The sequence below is a fragment of the Escherichia sp. MOD1-EC6021 genome, from assembly GCF_002965245.1.
GTDB lineage: Bacteria > Pseudomonadota > Gammaproteobacteria > Enterobacterales > Enterobacteriaceae > Escherichia > Escherichia coli_F.
Genome location: NZ_PTRU01000012.1, coordinates 144,060 through 155,230 on the forward strand (window position 1 = coordinate 144,060; position 11,171 = coordinate 155,230).

Here is an 11,171-nt window from a genome sequence, read left to right on the forward strand (position 1 = left end):
TCGCCGGGTACGCTCAGACATACCCGGCATTTCTTCAATAGATTACAACGTGATTGTCAGCAAGTTAGCCGCTGGCATCACCACTACCCCCAACTCACTTTCAGCCTGCGAACCGCCTTGCAGACCATTTACTTTCACAACATTGCGCAAGCACAGCGTCCAGTTCTTCGCCACGCCCGCACCATTCACAGTAATTGTGTTGCCAGTACGCGCCGCTTTCAGGGTGAAAAGAACGGAACCATCGGCAGCGGGCACTTCACAGATGGCTTCATGCCCGTCTTGCAGATTAAAGAGCTGGAATGCCGTGCCTTCGTGCCACGCGTAATCGGGACGTTGCTCGTTGTTGCCCAGCGCCAGTAGGGTGTTATCACGCACATAAACGGGCAGACTCAGGAAGCCGTGCTGCTGTTTATGCCAGCGACTACCATCGAGTTCATCGTTGTGCCACAGGTGTGTCCAGCGACCTTCCGGCAAGTAGAACTGCACATCGCCCGATTCAGTGAACACTGGAGCAACCATCACGTTGTCGCCTAACATGTATTGACGGTCAAGGTAATCACAAGCCGGATCGTCCAGAAACTCCATCATCATGGCCCGCATCATCGGCGTACCCCGCGCGTTCGCACGAGCAGCCTCACGATACAGATACGGCATCATGCGGCATTTCAGTTGCGTGAAGAAGCGCACCACATCACAGGACTCATCATCATAGGCCCACGGCACACGATAAGATTTGCTGCCGTGTAAACGGCTATGGCTGGAGAGCAAACCAAACGCGCACCAGCGTTTGTAAACGTGCGCCGGAGCGGTATTCTCAAAGCCGCCGATATCGTGGCTCCAGAAGCCAAAACCAGAAAGGCCAATAGACAAACCACCGCGCAGGCTTTCCGCCATTGATTCGTAGTTAGCGTAACAGTCGCCCCCCCAATGTACCGGGAATTTCTGCGCACCAACGGAGGCCGAGCGGGCAAACAGGACAGCTTCCTCCTCGCCGACGGTTTCCTTGAGCACGTTCCACACCAGTTCATTGTAGATGTACGCATAATGGTTATGCATTTTCTGCGGATCGGAACCGTCAAACCACTGAACATCGGTTGGAATACGTTCGCCAAAGTCGGTCTTAAAGCAATCAACGCCCATCGCGACCAGACCTTTCAGTTTATCGGCGTACCATTTACAGGCATCTGGATTGGTAAAGTCATAAATCGCCAGACCTGGCTGCCATTTATCCCACTGCCACAGCGAACCGTCCGGGCGTTTGAGTAAATAACCTTTCTCTTGTAACTCTTTAAAGACAGGGGATTTTTGCCCGATATAGGGGTTAATCCAGACGCAGATTTTTAGCCCTTTCGCTTTCAGGCGGCGGATCATCCCTTCCGGGTCCGGGAAAGTCAGCGGGTCCCACTCAAAATCGCACCACTGGAAGGCTTTCATCCAGAAACAGTCAAAGTGGAAAACATGCAGCGGCAGATTGCGTTCCGCCATACCATCGATAAAGCTGTTTACCGTCACTTCGTCGTAGTTGGTGGTAAATGAAGTGGTTAGCCACAGGCCGAAGGACCACGCGGGCGGCAGCGCCGGACGACCAGTAAAACGGGTATAACGATCAAGTACCGCTTTCGGCGTCGGGCCGTCGATAACAAAGTATTCGAGATATTCACTCTCAACGCTGAACTGCACTTTGGAGACTTTCTCCGATCCCACTTCAAAAGAGACGCATTGGGGATGATTGACCAGTACACCATAACCACGGTTAGTCATATAGAACGGGATATTTTTATACGCCTGTTCAGTACTTGTGCCGCCGTCCCGGTTCCAGGTCTCTACCGTCTGGCCATTGCGCACCAGGGCAGTAAAGCGCTCTCCCAGACCGTAAACTGTTTCGCCAACGCCAAGATCCAGCCGCTCAAACATATAATTTCGTTGATTATTCGTGTCCTGCACGTAGCCATTATTTTTCACCTGACTACCGGTAATACGTTCGCCGTTGCGCAGAAAATCCAGTGACCAGAACTCACCTTTGCTGACACGCGCACTTAAGTTGCCACTTTTAAACTCAGCGTAACGTTCTGTGTTTTCGATTGTGACCTTCACGTCCTGCAAAATATTGAGCGGGTAATGAGGACCGTTATTCAGCGCCCCCTGAAAATGCTCAATCCGTACACCGACAATACCTTCCTGTGGGGAGAAAAAGCGCAGCGTAAATAAAGGCGTATCAAGCTGCCAGGTACGTTCACGCACATCACGGGGGGCAGCATAGACCACCATTTCATTACCCTGCTGTTCAACCTCGAACACCTGAAGCGGGTGAATCAAATTGAGGCCAGGTTGAATCAACCAGTTTCCGTCGCTAATTTTCATTGCCGTTCCTTAGTTCTGCACTTCTTGAGAGGTGAATTGTTGCTGGCAACGGCGTTTGCCCTGGGCCAGCTGTTCCATAACGGTTTTCAGATTGTGCGTCGTGAGTGAGTAGTAGCGTTTAGCGATAATCGCGCTCAGCAAGTAACAGATCGCCGGAACAATCGTGAATAGCGCGATAATGATGCTAATCGTGGCGCTGTTCTGCGCTTTTTCTGCCGCATCATATCCGCCATAAGCCAGCATCCAGCCGATAAGAGCGCCGCCGAAGGCCAACCCCAGTTTGAGCACAAACAACGTGCCAGCAAAACTGATCCCGGTAAGGCGTTTACCATTGCACCACTCGCCGTAGTCGACGGTATCGGACATCATTACCCACTGGATAGGTGTCACCAGTTGATGCAACACACCAATCACGAAGATGAAGACAAACATGGTGATGCTGGCCTGCATAGGAACAAAGAACATCGCCAGGCTAATCACTGCCAGCAGGGCGTTCGTCCACCAGAAGATAGTGACTTTACATTTCCAGTCGGTCAGCCGTTTCGCCAGTGCGGAACCAATCAGGTTACCCACGCAATAAGTGGTAAGAAAAGCGACAAACACTTCCGGCGTACCCAAAATCCATGTGACGTAATACATCATCGCCCCGCCGCGTACGCACACCGCCAGAATATTGAAAATGGTCAGGAAACCGACAATACGCCACTGGTCGTTTTGCCAGATATCACGTAAATCTTCCCGCATAGACGTCGTTGTAGGTGGTGCTTCAACGCGTTCTTTAGTGGTGAAGAAACAAAATGCCAGCATCATAAATGCCACCACGGAAAGGACCGCGATACCGCCCTGGAAACCGAGTGGTTTATTATCACCACCAATTAAATTAACCAGCGGCATCATCAGCACAGTAGAGAGCATGCCTCCCGCGGTCGCCAGCACAAAACGCCAGGATTGCAGCGAGATACGCTGAGTCGGGTCATTGGTGATTACACCACCCAATGCGCAGTAAGGGATATTGACGACGGTATAAAGTAAGGTAAGTAGGGTGTAAGTAATTGCTGCATAAATCATTTTTCCGTTCATACTGAGATCTGGCGTGCTATAGGCCAGTACACAGACGATCCCGAATGGCAGTGCGCCAAACAGTACCCACGGACGAAATTTACCCCAGCGAGAGCGCGTTCGATCGGCCAACAACCCCATGCAAGGATCAGAAATCGCATCCAGTGCACGAGCGACCAAAAACATGGTTCCGACAAATCCGGCAGGAATGCCAAAAATATCGGTATAAAAGAACATCATATATAACATTACGTTATCGAAAATAATGTGGCTGGCGGCGTCTCCCATGCCATAACCAATTTTCTCTTTAACGGACAACACTTCACTCTTCATCTGCTTTTCCTTGATGCTATAGGGGTGCTGAGACCGATAACGCATTTTGTAAACCATCCCTGTGAGAGCGAATATTCCGATATCTGGTTATTAATTTATGATTCTTGTTTTATGTGATCGTGGTAGCGTAAATTACGCTCATATATCATTGTAAAATATTGGTTTTATATGAAATATAATGCTTTCGTGATAATACGCTGCATGTATTAGGCGGAAAAAACTGATCTGGGGGATGTAGAAACTCAAGGAAGTAGCTATAATGCGCCCCGCCTCCATGTAGCAATCGAGGCGCGGAAGATCGTCGTCTCCGGTGAGGCGGCTGGACTTCAAATCCAGTTGGGGCCGCCAGCGGTCCCGGGCAGGTTCGACTCCTGTGATCTTCCGCCAGTTTGCCTCTACTGACGTTCTCCAACCCCTTGTAATACAGTCAATCCAGATATTTTCTACTGCTCAATATTTAATCGGCTTCAGGAATACCTGATCAAAGGTTTTGTGATGGACGATGAGCGACTGAAGAATCCGCCTGTCGGTTCTTCTGTCCTCGAACGCATCCGCGATATTCGCGCCAGCATGCGCCGTGTTTATTTGCAGGTGATTTGCCCCCACTGCTGACTCTCAGCCAACTGTATCGCCATTAAGGTGAAGATGTTGTTTTACACGCCCCAAAACACCCTTTTTTCATACGACGATTCTATTCCTTTAACCGCTGGCGAAAAAAACTGACCTATAAACTTCACCAATAATCAGACTGCCATCAAGATTAATTTTTTCATTTAATATATCAAATAAACTTGTTTTATTTTTACTATCAAAAATAGCTCATTGCCTTACTATAATTAATATGTAAATTCGGTGATTAATTCTTAACATGCTTTTGCTAATAATCTCAATTGCTGGCCCTATAATATTGCGCTAGCATTGCTTTCTGGTTGTATCAGCGATACTCAAAAATTCTTAATATAATACTCATTCGACTGGTACTTATTTGTAACTCAGTTATATTTTGTCGCCCGGTGATTCAGAAGAATGCAAAAAATGGCTACCACTCCATCAAAAATACTTGATCTCACTGCCGCGGCATTTTTACTTGTCGCCTTTCTGACTGGTATTGCGGGCGCTCTCCAGACTCCCACCCTAAGTATATTCCTCGCAGATGAACTGAAAGCCCGTCCTATAATGGTAGGTTTTTTCTTCACCGGTAGCGCTATTATGGGAATTCTGGTCAGTCAATTTCTGGCAAGGCACTCCGATAAACAAGGCGACCGTAAATTACTGATCCTACTATGTTGCTTATTTGGAGTGTTGGCCTGCACTCTTTTTGCGTGGAATCGCAACTACTTCATTCTCCTCTCTACGGGCGTACTTCTGAGTAGTTTTGCTTCCACTGCAAACCCGCAAATGTTCGCCCTCGCCCGTGAACACGCCGACAGAACAGGCCGTGAGACGGTCATGTTCAGTACATTTTTACGTGCTCAGATCTCGCTTGCCTGGGTTATCGGGCCACCGCTCGCTTATGAGCTGGCAATGGGATTTAGTTTTAAAGTGATGTATCTCACCGCTGCCATCGCATTTGTTATTTGCGGGCTGATAGTCTGGTTGTTTTTGCCATCAATACAAAGAAATATTCCTGTCGTTACCCAACCCGTAGAAATTTTACCCTCCATCCATAGAAAGCGGGATACACGGCTACTTTTTGTAGTCTGTTCAATGATGTGGGCGGCGAATAATCTCTACATGATAAATATGCCGCTATTTATTATTGATGAACTGCATCTAACCGATAAACTGGCTGGAGAAATGATTGGTATTGCTGCCGGTCTGGAAATTCCGATGATGTTAATCGCAGGCTATTACATGAAACGTATTGGCAAGCGACTATTAATGCTCATTGCTATCGTGAGTGGTATGTGTTTTTACGCCAGCGTACTCATGGCGACGACTCCGGCAGTTGAGCTGGAATTGCAAATTCTAAATGCCATTTTCCTTGGTATTCTCTGTGGTATCGGCATGCTTTATTTTCAGGATCTGATGCCTGAAAAAATAGGCTCTGCGACAACGTTATATGCAAATACCTCACGCGTCGGCTGGATTATCGCCGGCTCTGTTGACGGAATTATGGTTGAAATCTGGAGCTACCACGCGTTGTTCTGGCTGGCGATAGGGATGTTGGGTATTGCGATGATTTGCCTGCTGTTTATTAAAGATATTTAGCTCACCAGTCTGAGCTAAGAAAAATCGGCGTGGCGCAAACAGAGCCATCCTCGCCATTTTTGCTATCATGCCTGCATACATAAACGACAAAACAGTATGCAGAGGGAAAAATGGGTTCCACCAGAAAGGGGATGCTGAACGTTCTGATTGCCGCCGTGTTGTGGGGAAGTTCAGGGGTCTGCGCGCAATACATCATGGAGCAAAGCCAGATGTCGTCGCAGTTTTTGACTATGACGCGTTTGATATTCGCCGGTTTGATTCTGCTGACGCTGTCATTTGTGCATGGCGATAAAATCTTTTCTATTATTAACAATCACAAAGATGCCATTAGTCTGCTGATTTTTTCCGTGGTTGGCGCGCTAACCGTACAGCTCACTTTTTTGCTAACCATTGAAAAATCGAATGCTGCCACGGCAACGGTGCTGCAATTCCTCTCACCGACGATTATCGTCGCCTGGTTCTCACTGGTGCGTAAATCCCGCCCGGGCATTCTGGTTTTTTGCGCTATTTTGACATCGCTGATCGGGACTTTTTTATTGGTGACTCACGGTAATCCGACGTCATTATCGATCTCTCCGGCCGCGTTATTCTGGGGCATTGCCTCGGCATTTGCTGCTGCATTCTATACCACCTATCCCTCAACGCTGATTGCCCGCTATGGCACGTTACCGGTCGTCGGCTGGAGTATGCTGATCGGTGGTCTAATCCTGCTGCCCTTCTATGCCGGGCAAGGAACAAACTTCGTGGTTAATGGCAGCCTGATTCTGGCGTTTTTCTATCTGGTGGTAATCGGAACTTCGCTAACCTTTAGTCTATATCTGAAAGGCGCACAGCTCATTGGCGGGCCAAAAGCCAGCATTTTGAGCTGTGCAGAACCATTAAGTAGCGCGCTGCTCTCTTTGCTGTTGCTGGGGATCACGTTCACATTGCCGGACTGGCTGGGCACACTGCTGATTCTGTCATCGGTGATTTTGATTTCAATGGATTCCCGTCGCCGCGCCAGAAAAATAAATCGTCCGGCGCGGCATGAGTGAGAATTACCAGCCAGGCACCGCGCCACCGTTAAAGATGGTTTCTGCCGCTTTAGCGACTTCGGGCGATTGATAAGATTGCAGAAATTCCTTCACGTTTTCTGCATTCTTATTATCTTCCCGTGCCACCAGAATATTCACATACGGCGAATTCTTATCTTCAATAAATACGCTGTCGTGCACCGGAGAAAGCCCGGTCTGCTGAATGTAAGTGGTGCTGATAATCGCCACATCAACTTTGGGATCATCCAGTACGCGCGGGAGCTGTGCCCCCTCGAGTTCCATAATCTGCAAATGACGAGGATTCTCGGTTATATCCAGCGCGGTAGGTAGTAACCCTTTTCCCTCTTTCAGAGTAATTAGCTTCTCTTTTTGCAACAGTAAAAGCGCGCGACCAAGGTTGGTCGGGTCGTTGGGAATCGCCACTGTCGCGCCTTCTTTTATTTGCGCCACGGTTTTGATTTTTTTGGAATAACCCGCCATGGGGAAGACAAACGTATTTCCCACCGCTACCAGTTTATAACCATGCGCCTGATTATCTTGTTCAAGAAAGGGTCGATGCTGGAAGACGTTCGCATCAAGCTCGCCATGATTTGTCGCATCGTTCGGTAGCAACGAACCGCTAAATCCTACCAGTTCAACATCGAGGCCATATTTCTCTTTTGCCACCTTTTTAGCGACTTCCGCGACATCTTGTTCTGCGCCATTAATAACGCCCACTTTAATGTGCTTTTCATCGCTGCTGCTCTGGTCGCAACCTGCCAGCAGAATTCCTGCCAGTAATAATGCGGCCCCCGCCCGTAGATGATGTGTTGTCAGTTTCATTTTTTATCCTTTTTTTAATCGTTAACTGACTATAATGGCAAGATCACTACGATTTAAAAAACGAAAAGCTATCGAATAGAAGAAAAAGGTATATAAAACTGGCACTTCTTACTGACCACGCAAACACCTTTCGTACAGCATGATGAGAGCGGCAAAAGCAAACTACACTTATGCTTCATTCGATGCACATTTGCAGAAGGTTGCAGCTATGAAGCCAACGATGCTACTCATGATTACCGTATTCCTGACTTTCCCAGCCATTTCTCAGGCCGAGTCGCCATTCAGTTCTCTACAGTCGGCAAAAGAAAAGACCACGGTATTGCAAGATTTACGTAAAATTTGCACGCCACAGGCGTCATTATCAGACGAAGCGTGGGAAAAATTAATGTTGTCTGATGAGAGTAACAAACAACATATCCGCGAAGCTATTGTGGCGATGGAGCGTAATAATCAGAATAACTACTGGGAAGCGCTGGGTAAGGTGGAATGCCCGGATATGTGAATTTCGCACACCTCCGCGCTCAGGCCAGCAGCCACTGACGTACGCTCGCACATCAGTAAATCACCTGCTTTTTCAAATTCCAATCAGAATTGAACCCGTTCATCAGGATTGTGGATAAAATTCCCTCTACATTATTTTCATTTCATCACATAGAAAATCTTATCTCATTGAAACAATACTTGTTTTTAATGCAGAAAAGGAAGTCCAACGGATGGGCATAAAAATGAGCGAATTTTGATATCACCACCCTCTAAAAAATGGTGAAGTCTGAACAAAGAATGTTCGAAAGGAGAGAGTAGAGATGGAAAGCGCAAATCTGGATTTAGAAGAAAATAAAGAAATTGCCAGTAAGTTCGAACGTGCACTAGGTATGGGAGCAACGCTTGCAGAACTGCATGGCATAACCCCGGATACCCTTGAAGGCGTTTATGCTTACGCTTATAACTTTTATGAAAAAGGAAGACTTGACGAAGCTGAACTCTTTTTTAAATTTCTCTGTATTTATGATTTCCAAAATTATAATTATTTAAAGGGATATGCCGCCGTCTGTCAGTTGAAGAAAGATTATCAAAAGGCATTCGACATGTATCATATCTGTTTGATGCTATCTCCCGATAACGATTTCTCTTTGGTTTATTATATGGGCCAATGCCAGATGGGCTTAAAAAACATTAAAATGGCCACGGAGTTATTTAATACAGTCGTAACCTACAGTCAAAATGAAAAAGTTAAAGAGATGGCTAATGCTTATCTTGAACTCTTGACAGCCAATACCGAAGAGGAAGTTCAAACAGAGTGAGTCGGCAAAATGAACATAAACGTAAAAAAATCTTCTTTTACGCCTGAAGAAGCAACCAAGAAATATAAAGAGGAAGCAACAATTGATTTAAAAAACAACCATGCCAATAAAATAAATGAGAAGAATAACAATAAACACATTGCTTATTTTCCCGTTGATGCCATTTTAGATGGAAATAAACATCTGCCATGAGTTAAATAATAAACAGTTAATTAAGCCAGATGATAGCTTAAAAAGGAGGTGAATTATGTCGGCACCGATTACGGGACAGACGATCACGTTTGAACAAATCAGCGAAACATTGCGTACACAATATAGCGATGAGGAAAAAAGACTGCAGGACAGCAGCAAAACGCAAGTTGATCCCATGCGGCTTAATAAAAACCCGAAGTCCCTTGATAACGATATTCGCGCTCGTCTTGAAAACAAACCTATGCTTGCTCTACCTGCAATGCAGGTTTCCGATTCTGATAACGCCACTGCAGCAAAGACGAATGATGCCCGCCTGACGATGATTTTGGGTAATTTATCAGGCATTGCCGATCAGGATATTACTACACGCTTGCATAATAACCTGGACAACACCCTGCTTCGACACGAAATGGCACATAATAAGTTTCGTGAATTAAGCGACGCCTACACCTCGTCATTAGATTCAGCGCAAAAAGCCAACGATAATCTGCATCAGGCCAACAATAATTACAATGCAGTCGATAAAAGAGTGCAATCGCTGGAAAAAAAAGTCAACACATTGGATCAAGAGTTGTCGCAACTGCAACCAGACGATCCACAATACAATAAAGTACTGACGCAAAAAAACGCGGCTGAAAAAACACTCACGCTGTCGTTACAAAAAAAATCGTTAGCTGAGAAATCATTAAATACAGCCATTATGGATGCTGATGCTGCGATCGGCCAAAGTATGGAAGTTTTTGACGAAATTCAACAGCAAGAACAGATTAATAACTTCACCACCAATATTTGCCTGACACAGGAAAACCAGAAAAACAGAAACGCGACAGCCACATTTATCCTTTTGATTACCTCAGTAATGGAAGTTATTGGGGACACCAATTGCGAATCTATTAAAAATCAATCTGAGGTAATGAAAGAAATCAACCATGTCAGGGAAAATAAACTCAATGAAACAGCACATAAATATACTACCACGACTAAAGTTTTAAAAATAGTTAATGAGTGTGTAACTGTAGTTACCTTTGCCGTAAGCGCAGTCTTAATTGTTGTTGGTATTGTCGCTTCTATTCCAAGTGCTGGTGCAAGCTTAGCTGGAGCCGTGGCACTTATTGGAGGAATAGCGGGGGCAGTGGTATTAGGTATTGATATCACCTGTCAAATCGCGCTGGGCACCACGGCTACCGGATGGATTTTAGGAAAACTTACTGAAGGCCTTGCGGGTATTATTTCAAAATATGATCCCACGCTGCTAGCAATCTGCGCTCTTCTGGATGTTTTGGGTGTCAAACAAACGACTATTGATTTGGTACAAGATATATACTCAACTGCAGCCGCGTCTATTGTTATGGTAACACTAATGATTGGTGCAGCGATAATTTGTTCTGTCGCAATAAGTGAACTCGTAAAGGCGCTAACAAAGACTGCCACCGAAGAAATAACAAAAGAAGTAACAAAGAGTATAAAATCCACAGTAGAAACCATCATTAAATCTGTTTCAAAAAAAGTCATGTCCGCATTAGATGCTGTAGGCAGTAAAATAACAGAATCAGCAGAGTTGATATTATTATTCGCAAAAATAGCCAAAGGACTTGAACAAATCAGCGCATCAGTATGTTCAATAGCAACATCAGCCATGAATGTATATGCCTCTGAGGATTTCGCAAATATGGAAATTCTTCAGCAGGATATGAGTAATTTATCAAAAACGCGCGAACAAATGCTTACAGTGATGCAAAGGATAGATAAAACCGTCGAACAAGAGGTAGCTCAGATGGTGCGTAGACTGGCCCCCTGAATCTCCAGACAACCAATATCACTTATTTAAGTGATAGTCTTAATACTAGTTTTTAGACTA

At 45.8% G+C, this 11,171-nt stretch carries 9 protein-coding genes, 1 tRNA gene and 1 pseudogene; 8 read left to right on the plus strand and 3 right to left on the minus strand.

Going from position 1 to position 11,171, the window contains the following annotated elements:
- Window positions 1-42 precede the first annotated feature (42 nt).
- Together yicI and BEB54_RS15580 are read right to left on the minus strand one after the other, a co-directional pair.
- Window positions 43-2,361, minus strand: coding sequence for an alpha-xylosidase (yicI, locus tag BEB54_RS15575; RefSeq protein ID WP_105277662.1), 2,319 nt, complete (start codon window positions 2,359-2,361; stop codon window positions 43-45).
- A gap of 9 nt (window positions 2,362-2,370) precedes the next feature.
- Window positions 2,371-3,753 carry a glycoside-pentoside-hexuronide family transporter gene (locus tag BEB54_RS15580; protein WP_105277661.1) on the minus strand — a complete coding sequence of 461 codons (1,383 nt, stop codon included), beginning with the start codon at window positions 3,751-3,753 and terminating at the stop codon, window positions 2,371-2,373.
- Window positions 3,754-4,045: 292 nt separating this feature from the next.
- Here BEB54_RS15580 and BEB54_RS15585 point away from each other — a divergent pair.
- The 4 genes and pseudogenes from BEB54_RS15585 to BEB54_RS15600 all read left to right on the plus strand — a co-directional run bounded on the left by BEB54_RS15585 (window position 4,046) and on the right by BEB54_RS15600 (window position 6,998).
- Window positions 4,046-4,140 (plus strand) — tRNA-Sec (locus tag BEB54_RS15585).
- A gap of 78 nt (window positions 4,141-4,218) precedes the next feature.
- Window positions 4,219-4,347 (plus strand): annotated as a pseudogene (rhuM, locus tag BEB54_RS15590) (RhuM family protein); the annotation flags it as partial.
- Window positions 4,348-4,779: 432 nt separating this feature from the next.
- Window positions 4,780-5,964: a sugar efflux transporter gene (locus tag BEB54_RS15595; protein WP_001355051.1), complete on the plus strand. Its 1,185-nt coding sequence runs from the start codon at window positions 4,780-4,782 to the stop codon at window positions 5,962-5,964.
- A 110-nt stretch (window positions 5,965-6,074) separates the two neighbouring features.
- A complete protein-coding gene (locus tag BEB54_RS15600; protein WP_000535948.1) occupies window positions 6,075-6,998 on the plus strand; it encodes a carboxylate/amino acid/amine transporter in 924 nt (307 codons plus the stop codon).
- A 3-nt stretch (window positions 6,999-7,001) separates the two neighbouring features.
- On the opposite strand, the gene nlpA is transcribed toward BEB54_RS15600, so the two are convergent.
- On the minus strand, window positions 7,002-7,820 hold the full coding sequence (gene nlpA / locus BEB54_RS15605) for a lipoprotein NlpA (RefSeq protein WP_000779407.1): 819 nt from the start codon (window positions 7,818-7,820) through the stop codon (window positions 7,002-7,004).
- Window positions 7,821-8,028: 208 nt separating this feature from the next.
- Between nlpA and yicS the strand changes: the two genes are divergently transcribed.
- The 4 genes from yicS to BEB54_RS15625 all read left to right on the plus strand — a co-directional run bounded on the left by yicS (window position 8,029) and on the right by BEB54_RS15625 (window position 11,111).
- Complete coding sequence (yicS, locus tag BEB54_RS15610) at window positions 8,029-8,322, plus strand: protein YicS (protein WP_001306625.1); 294 nt, start codon at window positions 8,029-8,031, stop codon at window positions 8,320-8,322.
- Window positions 8,323-8,623: 301 nt separating this feature from the next.
- The gene (locus BEB54_RS15615; RefSeq protein WP_047669894.1) at window positions 8,624-9,121 is read left to right on the plus strand and encodes a SycD/LcrH family type III secretion system chaperone; all 498 of its coding nucleotides are present in this window, start codon (window positions 8,624-8,626) and stop codon (window positions 9,119-9,121) included.
- 9 nt (window positions 9,122-9,130) lie between these two features.
- Window positions 9,131-9,313: a hypothetical protein gene (locus BEB54_RS15620; protein WP_105277855.1), complete on the plus strand. Its 183-nt coding sequence runs from the start codon at window positions 9,131-9,133 to the stop codon at window positions 9,311-9,313.
- A 55-nt stretch (window positions 9,314-9,368) separates the two neighbouring features.
- Window positions 9,369-11,111 (plus strand): YopB/SseC family type III secretion system translocon subunit, encoded by a 1,743-nt coding sequence (locus BEB54_RS15625; protein WP_105282229.1) that lies wholly within the window; start codon window positions 9,369-9,371, stop codon window positions 11,109-11,111.
- Window positions 11,112-11,171 lie beyond the last annotated feature (60 nt).